Here is a 15164-nt window from a genome sequence, read left to right as displayed (position 1 = left end):
TGCTAAAATTATACCCAAAAAAATTTAAAAATTAAAAAATAAATTATTTGTAAAGTCCTTGTATTTTAGTTGACATTTATAATCTAGGGTATAAAATTAGATGAGATAGGCTTTAAAATAAGCTTTAATTTATTAGTTTATATAAGGAAATAAAATGAAAAATATTAGAAAAAATAATGAAAATTTTTTGGAAAATTTATCGGATAAGATTACTTCAAATCCACCCTTGTATTTGACTTTGGGTTTTGCAATTTTAATAATAACAGGTGGATGTATTTTATCTTTGCCAATTTTTACAAGAAGTGGAGAGCCTACAAATTTAATTGATTCAATTTTTGTAGCGGCTTCAGCATCTTGCGTAACAGGACTTACTACTGTAAATACGGCAGAACATTGGAATTCTTACGGTCATCTTTTGATTTTATTTTTAATTCAAATCGGGGGACTGGGTGTAATGACCTTGGCTACACTTTTTCCCTTACTTTTAAGAAAAAAAATCGGCTTAAAATCAAGGCAAATTTTAAAAGAACAATTAAATATTGACACCCTTCAAGGAATTATGAAATTATTTAAGTATGTTTTGGTTTTTACATTTTTGGTGGAATTTTTGGGAGCATTTTTGTTATCCCTTCGTTTTGTGCCAATTTTTGGTATGGCAAAGGGGTGGTGGTATTCAATTTTCCATTCAATTTCTGCATTTTGTAATGCTGGGTTTGATCTTTTGGGAGATTCAATTTATCCATACAGAAATGATAATTTGATAAATGTAACTCTAATGAGCCTGATTGTGATTGGTGGACTTGGATTTATGGTTACTGCAGAAATTTTTAGAAAAAGATCTTTCAAAAAATTATCTACTCACGCCAAATTGGTTTTGATAATCAGTGGATTTCTTATAGTAATTGGAACTCTTGCTTTTTATTTGATTGAAATACAAGTTGGAGGAGTTTTGTACCAAGAAGGAATTAAAAATTCTATTATGCAATCAGCCTTCCAATCAATCTCTGCAAGAACTGCAGGATTTTACTCTGTAAAATTAAATCAAATGCATGACACCAGCGTCTTGCTTTTGATTGTTTTGATGGTTATAGGAGGATCTCCTGGTTCAACAGCCGGAGGATTAAAAACAACGACCTTTGGAGTTTTGGTTTTATCTACAATTTCAATTTTTAAAGAAGAAGATGAAGTTACAATTTTTAATAAACATATTGACTCAAAGACAATCAGAAAAGCTCTTGCAATTATAATGGTTTATTTAACACTAATATTTTTAGTTATTTTTATTTTATCATTGAGCGAAAATTTCAAAGTATTGGACATTGCTTATGAGGTGGCATCAGCCTTTGGTACAGTTGGAGCAAGCAGGGGAATTACCGGAGATTTTTCAAATATTGGAAAAATTATGATAACTTTAAGTATGTATTTGGGAAGAATTGGCCCAATGACTATGGCTTATTCAATTGGGCTTAAATCAAAGACAAAATATATAAGATATCCAGAAGCAAATATAAGTATAGGTTAGGAGAAAAAAATGGATAAAAGTGTAATAGTTTTAGGACTAGGAAGATTTGGAGAAAGAGTTGCAACAAAACTTTTTGAAGATGGTATGGAAGTAATGGCGGTTGATAAGAATTATGATTTAGTTCAAAATATTTCTGGCAAGGTTACAAGCGCTGTTCAATGTGATATTGCAAATGACAAGGCTCTTGAAGAATTGGGAATGGGAAATTTTGATGTGGCAGTAATTGCAACAGGAGAAAGTCTTGAGGCTTCAATGGCAGCAACACTTTTTGCAAAAGACCACAATGTAGGAAAAATTATAGCAAAAGCAACCTCAAAAAATCACGCAAGAATTTTGAAAAAAATTGGAGCGGACCAAATAATATTTCCAGAAATTGATATGGGAGAAAAACTTGCAAGAAGTATAGCAGGATCAAACCTCCTTCAATTTTTCCATTTTTCAGATGATTATTCTATGCTAGAATTAAAAGCTTTCAAAGAAATAATTGGAAAAAATTTGATAGAATCAGATTTTAGGAAAAAATATAAAATGATGGTTATAGCTTACAAAAGAGATGGAGAAATGGTTATAAATCCAGATACAAATTGGAAAATAAAAAAAGATGACACCCTGGTTTTATTGGGAGACAGCGAGCACGCAGAAAAACTTCAAAAAGAAGTAGACAAATACAAATAAAATAATTTTAGGAAAACGAAAATTTAACAGATAAACATTGAAATTATAAGGATATAAAATTTGTGAAAAAAAGTTTGCATTTTTATCAAATCATGCTATAATAATATTAGCTAGTAAATAGCTAGGTTTTTCATTATTAATTCCTTATAGTTTTCCCTATAGAAAACTAGGACTAACTTATTCTTTTCTATATTATAAAAAGACCCATGATGGGTCTTTTTATTTTGGGAAAAATTTTCATAGATTTTATTTGAGTGTTTGCAAAAAAATTCAAGAGATCTCTCCACGCAGTCGCTTTGCTCTTTTAGTCGAGATGGGTTTGTGCTTTTTTAGATTTATTAATTGATATGGATGTAATTAAGTAAAAATAAATAATCAAATTAAATAATAGTCACCTATATTAAGAAAAATAAATTGCACTTATATCAATAAAAATCAAGAGAAAAGAAAAAATAAAACTTTAGGAATTAAATAAATAAAACCTTCACCCATCTCGACCGACTGTAAGGAGTGGAGAGATCTCTTTTATTATTTTTATATTTTAATTTTCTAATTTCCTTGCATTTTATTTTTTGCAAATTGAAATAAAAAATCCCTGTAGTATATTGAAAAAAATAAAAGGAGAAAATTATGTTTTACTATGACAGAACTTATGTTCTAGTTTTGATTGGACTTCTTATTAGTAGTCTTGCTCAAGCTAACATTCAAAGAAAATTTGATAAGTATAAAAGAATAAAAACTCAAAAATCTATAACAGGTTTTGATGCTGCTAGATATATTTTGTCTACAAATTCTTACAATGATATTTCTATTAAAAAAGTTAGGGGATCTTTGTCTGATTATTTTAATCCTGTTAACAAAGAAATTGCCTTGTCGGAAACTTCTATGACAGACACATCAATTGCATCTCTTGCAGTTGCAGCTCACGAGTGCGGTCACGTTATCCAATTTAAGGAAGGCTATATTCCTTTGAAAATAAAATCTTATATAGTTCCAGCAGTAAATCTTGGATCAAAATTATCTTTTCCTATGATTTTGTTGGGAATTTTTCTTTCTATGGGAAAATTAGTTAGCATTGGAATATTTTTATTTTCTTTTGTCTTAATTTTTCAAATTATAACTCTTCCTGTAGAATTTGATGCATCAAGAAGAGCCTTAAAAGTTTTGGACGAATCTGGCATGCTTGTTGGAGTTGAAAATGATTATGCAAAAGATATGCTTAAATCTGCTGCCTTAACTTATGTTGCAGCAACCTTATCAACTGCCCTTCAATTTTTAAGACTTTGGATTTTATTTGGAAACAGACGAGATGATTAAAAAATTTATCAAGGCTATTTATTTTAAATTTTAAAATATCTGGCCTTGTTTTTTTATTTATTTTTCATTAATTTTTAAGATTCTTGAATCTATACTATTTTAGTGTACAATAAAAATAAGATTCATAGGAATCTTTATTTATTAGTTGAAAGGTCAGAGAAAGTCAAAGAAATTGAGGTAAATCTATGGCGGGACTAACGTCTGATATAGAAAAATTCTTAAAAACTCTTTTGGAAGATACTCAAGATGGTTTTGTTGAAATCGGAAGAAATGATTTGGCAACAAGATTTGAGTGTTCACCAAGCCAAATTAATTATGTGCTTTCAACAAGATTTACCCCTTACAATGGATATCTTATAGAAAGCAAGAGAGGCGGCAACGGTTTTATAAGAATTATTACTATAGTTGAAGATGAAGACGATTATATAAAATATATTATTAAAAATTTAGATAAAGAATTGACAGAAGAAAGGGCGAAAAGTTTTTTTACAGAACTTTTTAACAAGGGATATATGGACGAAAACGAATTGGGAATTGCAGTCTACGCTATCCTTGACAAGTCCCTTATGAATGTAGAAAAAAATAAGAGAAATTTAGTAAGGCATGATATAGTAAAAAATATTTTACTAAGCTTTCTAATAAGGAGTTAAATATGAAGTGCGATAGATGCGATAACGAGGCAAATGTAACCGTAAAAGCAATAATAAATGGCACAGAACATGATTTCCACTTGTGTAATGAATGTATGGAAAAATTATCTAAAGGTGATGGCAATCTTCTTTTGGATGAAGATATTAAAGATGGAAATTTTAAAAATCTTGATATAAATGATTTTGATTGGAAGAGCTTGGTTGATAAATTTGTCCCAAGTCTTGATCAAATCATTGATTCTTATTATGATTATAAAATTTCAAAAAACAATTTTTCCTATGATTATTTTTCATCATTAAAAAAAGAAGCTTGTCCAAAGTGTGGAAATTCTTTTACAAATATAAAAAGTGGAGTTTTTGGTTGTCCACATTGCTATGAAATTGACAAAAAACTTACGGGTGAAATTTTAAAGGCCGTAAATAATTTGAAAAAATATGATGGAAAATTCCCAAGAAAACAAAGAGATTTCAGGGAAGTGGCAATAAAAATTAAAAACTTGCAAGAAGAATTACAAAAATCAGTTGAAATTGAAGATTTTGAGAAGGCTCAAGATCTTAAAGAAAAAATAGATGAATTAAATATGAAGGTGAGAAATTGATAGATTATTACAAGGACATAATACTTGAAAATAACTTATCTTTGAAAAGAAATATTGAAGGATATAACTTTCCTGTTACTCTTTCGGAAAAAGATTCTCTAGAAATTGTTGAAAAATTTAGGGGAATTTATGGAAATGAGCTTATACTTCTTGATGAGATAGATGAAAATACCCTGAACAAACTCATAAATGCAGGGATAATTTCTCCTGATTCTAAAAACAAGGAAGCTGTGATTGGCCTTGTTTTTAAAGATGATTATATTTTGGTTATAAATGACAGCGACCATATTTCTATAAATATTTCAAATTTTGGTGATGATTTAAAACTTGCCTATGAAAGGTCTATGGAAATTGAAAAAGAATTGGATGAAAAATTTGATTTTTCCTTTTCTCCCCAATATGGATATTTGACAAGTTTTGGAAGAAATTCTGGAAGCGGAATTGAGATAAGGCTAAAATTGTTTTTATTTGGGCTTTTGGATAACACTCAAGCCTTTTTAACTTTAAAATCAAGTCTTGCCCACGAGGGAATTTTTCTTGCAAGATTTGTTCCAGAATATTTTAAATCCTATGATGACGATATTTATATTTTGAAAAATTTCGGAAATTATAGGGAGAAAATGGATGAATATTTGGAAGATTTTGAAGATAATCTCGATATAATTATAAGAAATGAGAGAAGGTTTAGGAGAGATTTCCAATCTTTGAATGGTTTAAATGATGAAGATATAAAGGATTCTATAAAAATTTTGGAAGATAATTTGGAAAATAAAAACCTAAAAACAATGACTGCTATGGTTAATTGTCTTTACGATTTAAAAAAATATAATGTTTTGGGTTTTAAGACAAAATTATCAAATCAAGAAATTGATTATTTAATTTTTAATATTACAAAGGATAAGTACAAGGGAAACCGCGACAGTGAAAGATATGAATTTTTAAATTCATATATGGAGGCTAGATAATGGAAAACAATAAATTAAATAGGCTAACTGGACTTGCCAGGAGAGAATCATATTCTCTTAGCCATGATTATATAGGTGTAGAACATTTGCTTTTGGCCCTTATGAAAACTGGTTCTCTTGCGACAAAGGCTTTGGAAGAAGCCGGTGCAAATTACGAACTTTTAAGATCAATTGTGATAAATAATATTGGCAAGGGATCTGCAGTAAGGCCTGCAAAGGAATATTCTAATAAAGTAAGACAAATTTTGGATAGAGCAAGACTTTTTGCCCAAAAAAGAAAAAAAGTTTCTGCAAGCGAGGAAGATGTTCTTCTTGCAATTTTAAATGACGATGATTCATTTACAAATTTAATGTTTATGTTGTCAGGTCTTGATAAAAAAATTATCAGAGATAATTTAATTCGCTTGCAAAATGAAGAAAAATCTTCAAATTCTTCTAATAGTTTGGGTGAAAATCTTAAAAAATTTGCCAAAAATCTAAATGAATTGGCAGAAAAAGGAAAAATTGACCCAGTTATTGGAAGGGAAGATGAAGTTGAAAGAGTTATTCAAATTCTTTTAAGAAGAACAAAAAACAATCCGATTTTAATTGGAGATCCAGGAGTTGGGAAAACTGCCATAATTGAAGGACTTGCCCAAAGAATTGTTGATGGAAGGGTTCCTTTTGTTATGAAGGAAAAAACTATTGTATCTCTTGACCTTGCAAGCATGATTGCAGGAACCAAATATCGTGGAGATTTTGAGGAAAGATTAAAAAAATTATTTGAAGAGCTTGAAGATAGGGATGATGTAGTTTTATTTATTGACGAATTTCATATGGTTTTGGGCGCTGGAGCAAGCGAAGGATCTATGGATGCGGCAAATATTTTAAAACCAATTCTTGCCAAGGGCGATATTCAAATTATTGGTGCTACAACCATTGATGAATATAGAAAACACGTAGAAAAAGACCAGGCTTTAACCAGAAGAATGCAACCAGTCCATGTTGAAGAGCCAAATAAAGATGACACTATAAAAATCATTGAAGGATTAAAGGACAAATACGAAGACCACCACAAGGTAGAAATTACAGGTGATGCAATAAAAGCTGCTGTAGATTTATCTCAAAGATATATCCAAGATAGATTTTTGCCAGATAAGGCGATTGATGTAATTGATGAGGCTTGTTCAAAAGAAAGAATCAAAAATTACAAGGAAAACAAGGACCAAGTTTCAAATAAAGAAATTTTAGATAAGCTTGTTGAAGAAAAAAACCAAGCAATAAATGAGCAAAATTTCGAAAAAGCAGCAAGTCTAAGAGATCAAATAAACGAAGCACGTGAAAAACTTGAGAAAGAAAAAGACCAAAACAAATTAGATTTAAAAATTTCTTTTGATGAAGTTGCAAAAATTGTTTCATCTTGGTCAAAAGTTCCAATAACAAAATTGACAGAAGACGAAAAACAAAGATATATGGACCTTGATATTGACCTTAAAAAAGAAGTTATAGGTCAAGATAAGGCGATTGATAAAATTTCTCATGCTATAAAAAGAGCAAGAGTCGGATTAAAAGATCCAAAAAAACCAATAGGTTCATTTATTTTTGTAGGGCCAACAGGAGTTGGAAAAACATATCTTGCAAAATCTTTGGCAAAAAATTTATTTGGAGATATGTATAATCTAATCAGGATGGACATGAGTGAATATATGGAAAAATTCGCTGTGTCAAGGCTTGTTGGATCTCCTCCAGGATATGTTGGTTACGAAGAAGGCGGCCAACTTACAGAAGCTGTAAGAAAGCATCCATATTCTGTAATTTTATTTGACGAAATTGAAAAAGCCCACCCAGATATTTTCAATTTACTTTTACAAATTCTTGATGATGGAAGATTGACAGACGGTCAAGGAAGAACTGTAGATTTTAAAAATACAATTATAATTATGACCAGTAACGTTGGAGTTTCATCCTTAAATCAAAATCCAAAAATTGGATTTGGAACGGGAGATGTTGAAAAAGAAATTGACGATTCAAATAAGGAAATAATAAATAAGGCTATAAAAAATGCCTTTGCTCCAGAATTTCTAAACAGACTTGACGATATAATAATGTTTAATTCTCTTGATAAGGACGCCATCAAGGAAATTACAAAAATTTTACTTGAAGAAACAAAAGAAAGACTTAAAAATCTTGGAATAGAAATAAATTACAACAAGAGAGTAGTTGATTTACTATCAGAAGGCGGATTTTCAAAAGAATACGGGGCAAGACCACTTGAACGTCACATAACAAACAAAATCGACAACCAATTGGCAGAAGAAATTTTGGAAGGAAAATTATCAAAAGATATGGTAATAAATCTTACAGTAAAAGAAGGAAAAATAAATTTTGCCAACAAAAAAGAAAAAACAAGAGAAAAATCCGAGGTTTTGGGATAAAAATAAAGGCTTAAAATGAAAAATCATTTTAAGCCTATTTTTTTAATCTTCACTGTAAACTTCTCTTAGAGCTTTTTTCAAATCTTTAAAATAATTTGAAATGCCAAGAGTTTTCATTGTAAGTTTTACTTCTTTTTCGATTTTTATATTTTCATTGCTCCCGTCTTTGTGGGGGATGTCATTTTTGAATTCATCGAGATAGGAAATTATTAGATTTTCTATAATTTCTTTGGACTTTTGGTTGTATTTTAAGCCATAATTTTTCATATTTTCATCTAACAAATCTTCCCCGTTTTTTTCTACAAAATCTTTGGCATAAATTTTCAAATCATCATAAGAATTTCCCATTAAATCATTTACAAGCTTTAAATCATTTATTGCATAATAAAGTCTTGAAGATGTATCACAAACTGCCAATAATTGAGTTTTATAAAGACTTTTTTTCCTAAAATCTTTACCGTTTTCTTTAGGAAGATTTGCCTTTATACTTTCATTTTTTTTCATTTTATCAAGATCTTGACTATAAATGAAATACAAATTATTGGCATAATCTACACATTCTTCCATAATATAATTTCTGGTTTTTTCTAGATTTTCGTTCTTTTTTTCATAAATTTTATAGGCATAGGTGGTTTCAAAAAGATCTTTTGCCATAGATTTTTTGTAAGTTTCAACACTTTCTTCCTTTTTTCCCTTGGGATTATACATCACAAAGGCATCGTTTTTTATTTCTTCATCACTAAAACTTTTCTCACTTTTTAAAAAATTGCAGCCAGTAAAAATAAAAACCAGACATAAGAGGAAGAGTAATTTTGATTTTATTTTCATAAATCTCCTTAAAAGACAATCAATTATTTATTTGAAGAATCATCTTCCTTTTCATTAGAATTTTGATTATCATTACTTTCTGCTTTTTCATCTTCTTCTATCTCTACTAATTCAAAGCCGTCATATTTTACTTGGTTTATTGCTTTTTCTTCACTATCAAAAACATTGGATTTGTTTGTTGAATAAATTATTCCTCCGTTATTTGCTTGGATTTTATCAAAAACAAAAACAACATATTTTGATTTTTCTTCCTTTTTGGTAATTATTCTTTTTTCGGAATCTGAATCGTATTCTGTATCCTTAACTTCATCAAATTTAACCTTATATATCATGGCTATTGAATAAGATTTTTGGTTGTCGAATTTATTTTTTTCCATAATTTCTTATTCAGAAAGTTTCTTTTCAAAAATATTTATTCTAGTAAATTCATAATTAACCTTATCACCATTATAAAAACTACGATTAGTTCCTTCTTTTGGATCGTTATAATCTTCTGCCAAAATTTTATTGGCGTCAGCATTCATCCTATCAAGAGTATCCTCATGAAAATCATCCAAAGAATTTACAATTTTTTTAAGCCCCTTAACCTTTATTTTTTTAACAAGTTTTTTCTTGTTAATATCAATATTAAGGTCAGATTTATTTTTAAAATTCATGGTAATTGTTATGGTATCACCATTGGAAAGATTTTCTTTTTTATCAGCATTGACACTCACATCAAGGCTATCAAGAATATCATCAGTAGAATACTCATCATTAAAAGATTCAACATCCAAATTTTCTATTTCATTTTTAGAAAGTTTTGCCTTGGCATATCCATCAAATCCACTGATTTCAACTTTTATGTCAGCGTTTGTCGTATCAACACTTCCGTCTTTTTTATTTAAAATACTATTTCCATCATTTCCCTTAAATTGATAAAAAGCGATTGCCCCACCAACAGCAAGGCCTAACATTAAAATTAATATTTTCTTAATAATTTTTTTCATGAGTTTCACTCCAATCAACAAAATTTTCACATAATATATTTTAATTTTATCATCTAGATAAATAAAATTCAATGAAATAAATTTAATTGTAATAAACTCTGAATTATATATATTTTTTTACAATCAAACAAGTGACTAGATTATAAAATCAAAAATTATTTACAAATAAAAAATATTAATATTGGAATTATAAAAGTAATTAAAAAATTTTAAAGAAGGATAAATAAAATTTCACCCAAGAATAATTGGTATTTGATATGACGCTTGGGTGAAATTATTAATTTTAAATTGTAAAAATTGTATTAGAAGAATTTACATATTTTATCTTCTTAGTTTTTTGTAAACAAAGAAGGTGAGCATACCTATTATTGAATTTATAACAATTGATCCTCCTGGTTTTATATCGAATTGATAACTTAGAATAATGCCAAGCATCATATAAATAATTCCAAGTGTAATTGTAATAAAAAATGTTTGTTTATAACTTTTGGCAATAATTAAAGCAGTTGCTACTGGTAAAACTATTAAGCTAGTTACCATTAGAGCTCCTATTATCTTTACAGATAAAGCTATAGTTATTGCAGCAAGGAGGGTAAAAGATGCATCTAGACTTTTCACTTTTACTCCTGAAAGTCTAGCTGTATTTGGGTCTATTGCTATAGCTAAGAGGGATGAGTATCTTGAAGTAGCTAATAATAAAACCAAAATAAAAGCAATACTTGTATTTATTATATCTCTGTCTGTAACTGATGAAATTGAACCGAAAAGATAAGATTCAAAAGAATTTCCACCAGGAGCAAAATCTGAAAGTATAGCTGCAATCCCTAACCCTGTGCTCATTATAACGGCTGTTGCCATATCACCATATTGGGGAAGTTTTTTTCTGATAAATTCTATCAAAAAAGCAGCGACAACACATACGATTGAAGATCCTAAAAGTGGATCAAAACCTAATATTAGGCCCATCCCAACCCCAGCAAGAGCTGTGTGAGATAGGGCATCACCTATCATGGAAGTTTTTCTATTTACCATTACAATTCCTATTATAGGAATCATAATAGAAAGTAAAAATCCCAAAATAAGTGCTTTTCTCATAAAAGCAAATTCTAGCATTTTCTTAAACTCCCTTCTATCATTTCATATTTTGTCATTTCAATATTTAAAGATTCCATTTCTTTTAATTCATGAGTAACCATAATTATAGTTACATTAAATTTCTTTGAAAGAAAATCTATTGTTTCAAAAAAATGCTCCTTAGAATACTTGTCAACTCCTGCTGTTGGTTCGTCAAGAATCAAAATTTTTGGATTATTTATCATAGCTTTTGAAATCATTGCCCTTTGAGCAAGACCTCCCGACAACTCATTTACAGGAGTGTTGATATAATTTTCCATGCCCATTTTTTTTAATATATCTTTTGCTTTTTGGTAATGATTTTTCTTGGGAATTTTAATAAAACCAAATTCTTCATAAAGATTTAATGAAACTAGCTCAAGGCAAGTTATAGGAAAGGCAATTTTATTTACTATATTTATTTGTGGGACATAGCCAATTTCTTTGAAAGAAACATAATCTTCAATATTTTTTCCAAGAATTTTAATTTCTCCACTATTCTTTTTTAATTCTCCAAGCATAAGCTTTATTAAAGTCGATTTACCTGACCCATTTCCGCCAAGAATTACCGTAAATTCTCCAATATCAACATTCAAATTGCAATTTTTTAAAACGGGGGTTTGTGAATAAGAAAAATTCAAATTTTTAATTGACACTGCTTTCATTATTTTCCTCCTCGGTCATTGATTTGTAGAGATTTTCAAGATTCATCTCCATAAGATCAATATAATTAAGTTTGTTTTTTTCCTGCTCTTTATTCACATATTCCATAGAGGCAAGAGGGGATACTTTTCCGCCGATTTCTTCGGCTAAAGCTTTAGCTTGCTTTGGATTTTGTCCAAATTCATAGAAAACTGTTGAAATATTTTTACTTTCAGAAAAGTCTATGGCTTTTTTTATAGTTTTAAGGCTAGGATTTTCTAAGCTAGTTAATCCTTGTAGTGGATATTGAAACAAATCAAAATCTCTTGCAATGTAAGCATAGGCATAATGAATTACCAAGAAATTTCTGTTATTTTTATCAATTTTTGAGAATTTTTCTTTATATTTTGCATCAATATCAGTAAGTTTATCAACATACTTTAATTTATTTTTTTTATAAATTCTTTCGTTTTTAGGATATTTCTCGGTTAATTTTTCATTGATAGCATTCAAATATTTTTTTGCATTGGTAATGGATAACCATGAGTGGGGATCATAAGTTATTTTATCAAATCCAGAAGATGAGCCCTCCATCAAAGGCTCTTCCTTTTTTTCATCTTTTAAAAATTTACCATCACTTCCAACCAAATTATATGGTAGGAGGTCTTCGCTTATCCTATCACTTATAAAAATATAATCTCCATCTTTTGGAATATTAAAGAAAATTTCTCCAGATTCATGTCCCATTTCAAGTCCATAAACCTTTCCTTCTTCAAGATCGAAAGTTTCTTTTTGGTGAATCAACTCTCCCTTTTGGCTCATTATATCTTTACATTTTTTTACCAAATTTTCTCCGCGAGTACCATCATCTTTTATAAAAGCAACCCTCATCATATCTTCATGAGTGTGGCCAAAATCAAATTTATTTTTCCCCTTTTTTAAATTTACTTTGGACATGTATTGAAAATCACCGATAGCTGCTGCACCCTTATAAGTAATAAGGTCAACAGAATCAGATAATTTTAAAATATCAAGATTTGGTAAATTTTCCTTAACCTTATCAAGCCAAGGTTCCATATTGGCACCATTTACAACCAAAAGATCACACTTTGCAAGTTTTTTCATATCCTTAGGACTTGGTTCCCAAAGGTGAGGTTGCTTATCAAGGGGCATAAAAGATTTTACATCTATTGTGTCATCACCAATCATTTTTGTCATTTCATAAACAGGATAAAAAGAAGTATAAACCAAAGGTTTATCAGAAGAGTGCTCATTCTTTTTTGCACAAGAGCTAAAGAGAAAAAGTAAGAAAACAAAAAAACTTATATATCTTTTTTTCATTCTTCCTCCTTAGAAAGAGGGTTGAAAAATTTCAACCCACATAATCTATTCAGTAATTTCATCAATTATTTGTGCATCAGTTGTGTTTGGTTTTACAAAAGTAGGGAACCAACCTTCATCTTTTAATAATTTATCTTTGTCATCGCCATATCTCATGTGGAAATGTGTTAGGCTTTCTTCTCCGTGAATTGGCATCATAAGAATAAATTTATAAGGCGCATCATCATTTACAGCTTCAAAAATATCCCATTCTAATTTATGGCCACCATGTTCAACTTCTTGTTTTTCAACATATTTATATTCGCTCTCACCGATAACTTCACCTTTTTTATCAGGGAAATCTTTTAAGAATTTGATTTTATTATCTTTTATTTCAAGACCACCAAAATCACATTTTCTTTTCTTTAAATAATTTTCCTTAGCTTCTTTTTCATCAACTTTTTCTTTTTCAGCTAAAGTTTTAAAAGCATTTTGAACTTCATCTTTTTCAAGATATCCGCCCATATCATTCCATTCGCCTTCCCAGTCAGAAAGACTTACCTCTGCTGAGTCTTCTTTTTTCTCTTCAATATTTGAAGAAGAATCGCTTACATTTGAAGCATCATCTTTTTTCATTTCTTGAGAAACATTTGAATTTGAAGTCTCATCATTTTTTTGATCTTTTTGACAAGCTGTCATAACAAGGCCCAAAGATAAAAGGGCAATTAAACTAAGTGATTTTTTATTTTTCATTTTATTCTCCTTAATTATTTAATTTTTAGATTTGTATTTTTAGTTAATTAACTATCGACAACTAAATATTAGCAATAAAAATAACAAATGTCAAGAATGATTTGCATTATCATTTAAAATTTTCTAAAAATTTAAAATAAATGGATGAAGAAACTTCTCTACGAAAATATAAAAAAACCAATGAAATCAATATGAATAGGGATAAACTTTAAAATCTAAGCTATAAAAATTTTTTCTATTATTAAATTTTTAAAACTTATATTTTAAATTTGATATTTGGAAAAATGAAACTTGTAAAATCATTATGAAAATAAATGTTGAGCTTATGGTTAAAACTAAAAATTATAAAAGTTTTTTATTAACTGATTAGTGTAAAATATAAAAATAAATGTCTGTTGTAAAAAATTATTCATTTAAATATAAGAATTCTGATCACATAAATTTGTTTTATTTGAATTGATAATGTCGAGACAATAATAGAAAAATTTTAAAATTTGAACTAATCTTTTTATTTTACATAGTTGAAATTTATAAATTTTATTATATATTTATATCTTATGTAAAATAAAATTATATTTTGTATAATGCAGACTGTTGATAAAGTAAAAAAAATTGCCTATTTTGACCTGGTGGAGCGAGCGGAGAAATATCATGGGATTTCTCCATGCCTTCGTTTCACTCACGCTAAAACACCTTTGCTTTGCAAACTTTTCTGTGTTATCAAACTAGTTTTAGGAATAAATGTGCAAAATCAATGCCCATTTATCTAGTCGTGATGGATTTTTTCCTAATTTTATTTTGAATTATTAATAAATTACTAAACTTACTTTGTCTACGCTCTGAATTATATTTTGTATAATGCTAACTTATTTTACCTAGGCTTTAAATTTAAGATTTTTAATCATATACTAGATTAAATTTTATGATCTATGTAATTTTCAAAAATATTTTTAAAAATCACTATATATTTGTAATCTTTAAAGTAAAAATCATAAAAATTTCCATAAGCCCAAATTCTACATTTTGGATATTTTGAATTTTTTATTGTTTCTATATTTTTTATATCGCCAAATTTTATAGATTTAAAAAAAGGAAAAATATTTTCAAAAATAATAATAGAATTTTTTGTAAGTCCTTGACTTTTTAAAGATAAGAAAAATCCAAAGCTTACCAAGAAAATTATGGAAAAATCTAGAAAAGTAAAAGAATATTTATAAATTATTAAAAATAAAATCAAAAAAAGTCCAAGGCAAATAAAATAATATATTGGTAAAAACATGGTCTTAATAATTATTTTATTTTGTATGGATTTTATAACGATAATCCATACTATTAAACCTAATAATAGAAAATATTTCATAGTCCCTCCTTGTATTT

Annotated in this window: 15 protein-coding genes; 7 read left to right on the top strand and 8 right to left on the bottom strand. The window is 28.5% G+C overall.

What is annotated here, in order from left to right:
• Nucleotides 1-154: 154 nt before the first annotated feature.
• The 7 genes from BN3265_RS00680 (at nt 155) to BN3265_RS00650 (ending at nt 8142) form a co-directional block, all read left to right on the top strand.
• Complete coding sequence (locus tag BN3265_RS00680; RefSeq protein ID WP_058989677.1) at nt 155-1522, top strand: TrkH family potassium uptake protein; 1368 nt, start codon at nt 155-157, stop codon at nt 1520-1522.
• Between the two features lie 9 nt (nt 1523-1531).
• Nucleotides 1532-2197: a potassium channel family protein gene (locus BN3265_RS00675; protein ID WP_058989676.1), complete on the top strand. Its 666-nt coding sequence runs from the start codon at nt 1532-1534 to the stop codon at nt 2195-2197.
• Between the two features lie 630 nt (nt 2198-2827).
• The gene (locus tag BN3265_RS00670) at nt 2828-3514 is read left to right on the top strand and encodes a zinc metallopeptidase (protein WP_058989675.1); all 687 of its coding nucleotides are present in this window, start codon (nt 2828-2830) and stop codon (nt 3512-3514) included.
• A gap of 185 nt (nt 3515-3699) precedes the next feature.
• Nucleotides 3700-4164, top strand: a complete 465-nt coding sequence (locus BN3265_RS00665; RefSeq protein ID WP_058989674.1) for a CtsR family transcriptional regulator — start codon at nt 3700-3702, stop codon at nt 4162-4164.
• A gap of 2 nt (nt 4165-4166) precedes the next feature.
• Nucleotides 4167-4763: a hypothetical protein gene (locus BN3265_RS00660; RefSeq protein ID WP_058989673.1), complete on the top strand. Its 597-nt coding sequence runs from the start codon at nt 4167-4169 to the stop codon at nt 4761-4763.
• Complete coding sequence (locus tag BN3265_RS00655; RefSeq protein ID WP_058989672.1) at nt 4760-5728, top strand: ATP--guanido phosphotransferase; 969 nt, start codon at nt 4760-4762, stop codon at nt 5726-5728. Before BN3265_RS00660 ends, BN3265_RS00655 begins: the two co-directional genes overlap by 4 nt.
• On the top strand, nt 5728-8142 hold the full coding sequence (locus BN3265_RS00650; protein ID WP_058989671.1) for an ATP-dependent Clp protease ATP-binding subunit: 2415 nt from the start codon (nt 5728-5730) through the stop codon (nt 8140-8142). The genes BN3265_RS00655 and BN3265_RS00650 overlap by 1 nt, the downstream gene beginning before the upstream one ends.
• A 42-nt stretch (nt 8143-8184) precedes the next feature.
• On the opposite strand, the gene BN3265_RS00645 is transcribed toward BN3265_RS00650, so the two are convergent.
• The 8 genes from BN3265_RS00645 to BN3265_RS00615 all read right to left on the bottom strand — a co-directional run bounded on the left by BN3265_RS00645 (nt 8185) and on the right by BN3265_RS00615 (nt 15147).
• Entirely contained in the window at nt 8185-8970 is a 786-nt protein-coding gene (locus BN3265_RS00645; protein WP_058989670.1) for a hypothetical protein, read from the bottom strand.
• A 23-nt stretch (nt 8971-8993) separates the two neighbouring features.
• Nucleotides 8994-9347, bottom strand: coding sequence for a hypothetical protein (locus BN3265_RS09615; RefSeq protein WP_245191068.1), 354 nt, complete (start codon nt 9345-9347; stop codon nt 8994-8996).
• 6 nt (nt 9348-9353) lie between these two features.
• Complete coding sequence (locus BN3265_RS09610; protein ID WP_245191066.1) at nt 9354-9959, bottom strand: hypothetical protein; 606 nt, start codon at nt 9957-9959, stop codon at nt 9354-9356.
• A gap of 321 nt (nt 9960-10280) precedes the next feature.
• On the bottom strand, nt 10281-11072 hold the full coding sequence (locus BN3265_RS00635) for a metal ABC transporter permease (RefSeq protein WP_058989669.1): 792 nt from the start codon (nt 11070-11072) through the stop codon (nt 10281-10283).
• A complete protein-coding gene (locus BN3265_RS00630) occupies nt 11066-11737 on the bottom strand; it encodes a metal ABC transporter ATP-binding protein (protein WP_058989668.1) in 672 nt (223 codons plus the stop codon). The genes BN3265_RS00635 and BN3265_RS00630 overlap by 7 nt, the downstream gene beginning before the upstream one ends.
• Nucleotides 11718-13055, bottom strand: a complete 1338-nt coding sequence (locus BN3265_RS00625) for a metal ABC transporter solute-binding protein, Zn/Mn family (RefSeq protein WP_058989667.1) — start codon at nt 13053-13055, stop codon at nt 11718-11720. The genes BN3265_RS00630 and BN3265_RS00625 overlap by 20 nt, the downstream gene beginning before the upstream one ends.
• Nucleotides 13056-13100: 45 nt before the next feature.
• Nucleotides 13101-13787 (bottom strand): ZinT/AdcA family metal-binding protein, encoded by a 687-nt coding sequence (locus tag BN3265_RS00620; RefSeq protein ID WP_058989666.1) that lies wholly within the window; start codon nt 13785-13787, stop codon nt 13101-13103.
• Nucleotides 13788-14700: 913 nt separating this feature from the next.
• Nucleotides 14701-15147: a hypothetical protein gene (locus BN3265_RS00615; RefSeq protein WP_058989665.1), complete on the bottom strand. Its 447-nt coding sequence runs from the start codon at nt 15145-15147 to the stop codon at nt 14701-14703.
• Between the last annotated feature and the right edge of the window lie 17 nt (nt 15148-15164).

The organism is Anaerococcus rubeinfantis (genome assembly GCF_001487145.1).
In the GTDB taxonomy this organism is placed as follows: domain Bacteria; phylum Bacillota; class Clostridia; order Tissierellales; family Peptoniphilaceae; genus Anaerococcus; species Anaerococcus rubeinfantis.
The sequence above is the reverse complement of the archived record's forward strand: the minus strand, read 5'-3'. Positions and strand labels throughout refer to the sequence as shown.

Bases quoted from the DNA above. Each gene is read 5' to 3' on its own strand.
- BN3265_RS00680 (WP_058989677.1), top strand. From the start codon at position 155: ATGAAAAATATTAGAAAAAATAATGAAAATTTTTTGGAAAATTTATCG.
- BN3265_RS00675 (WP_058989676.1), top strand. From the start codon at position 1,532: ATGGATAAAAGTGTAATAGTTTTAGGACTAGGAAGATTTGGAGAAAGA.
- BN3265_RS00670 (WP_058989675.1), top strand. From the start codon at position 2,828: ATGTTTTACTATGACAGAACTTATGTTCTAGTTTTGATTGGACTTCTT.
- BN3265_RS00665 (WP_058989674.1), top strand. From the start codon at position 3,700: ATGGCGGGACTAACGTCTGATATAGAAAAATTCTTAAAAACTCTTTTG.
- BN3265_RS00660 (WP_058989673.1), top strand. From the start codon at position 4,167: ATGAAGTGCGATAGATGCGATAACGAGGCAAATGTAACCGTAAAAGCA.
- BN3265_RS00650 (WP_058989671.1), top strand. From the start codon at position 5,728: ATGGAAAACAATAAATTAAATAGGCTAACTGGACTTGCCAGGAGAGAA.
- BN3265_RS00645 (WP_058989670.1), bottom strand. From the start codon at position 8,970: ATGAAAATAAAATCAAAATTACTCTTCCTCTTATGTCTGGTTTTTATT.
- BN3265_RS09615 (WP_245191068.1), bottom strand. From the start codon at position 9,347: ATGGAAAAAAATAAATTCGACAACCAAAAATCTTATTCAATAGCCATG.
- BN3265_RS09610 (WP_245191066.1), bottom strand. From the start codon at position 9,959: ATGAAAAAAATTATTAAGAAAATATTAATTTTAATGTTAGGCCTTGCT.
- BN3265_RS00635 (WP_058989669.1), bottom strand. From the start codon at position 11,072: ATGCTAGAATTTGCTTTTATGAGAAAAGCACTTATTTTGGGATTTTTA.
- BN3265_RS00630 (WP_058989668.1), bottom strand. From the start codon at position 11,737: ATGAAAGCAGTGTCAATTAAAAATTTGAATTTTTCTTATTCACAAACC.
- BN3265_RS00625 (WP_058989667.1), bottom strand. From the start codon at position 13,055: ATGAAAAAAAGATATATAAGTTTTTTTGTTTTCTTACTTTTTCTCTTT.
- BN3265_RS00620 (WP_058989666.1), bottom strand. From the start codon at position 13,787: ATGAAAAATAAAAAATCACTTAGTTTAATTGCCCTTTTATCTTTGGGC.
- BN3265_RS00615 (WP_058989665.1), bottom strand. From the start codon at position 15,147: ATGAAATATTTTCTATTATTAGGTTTAATAGTATGGATTATCGTTATA.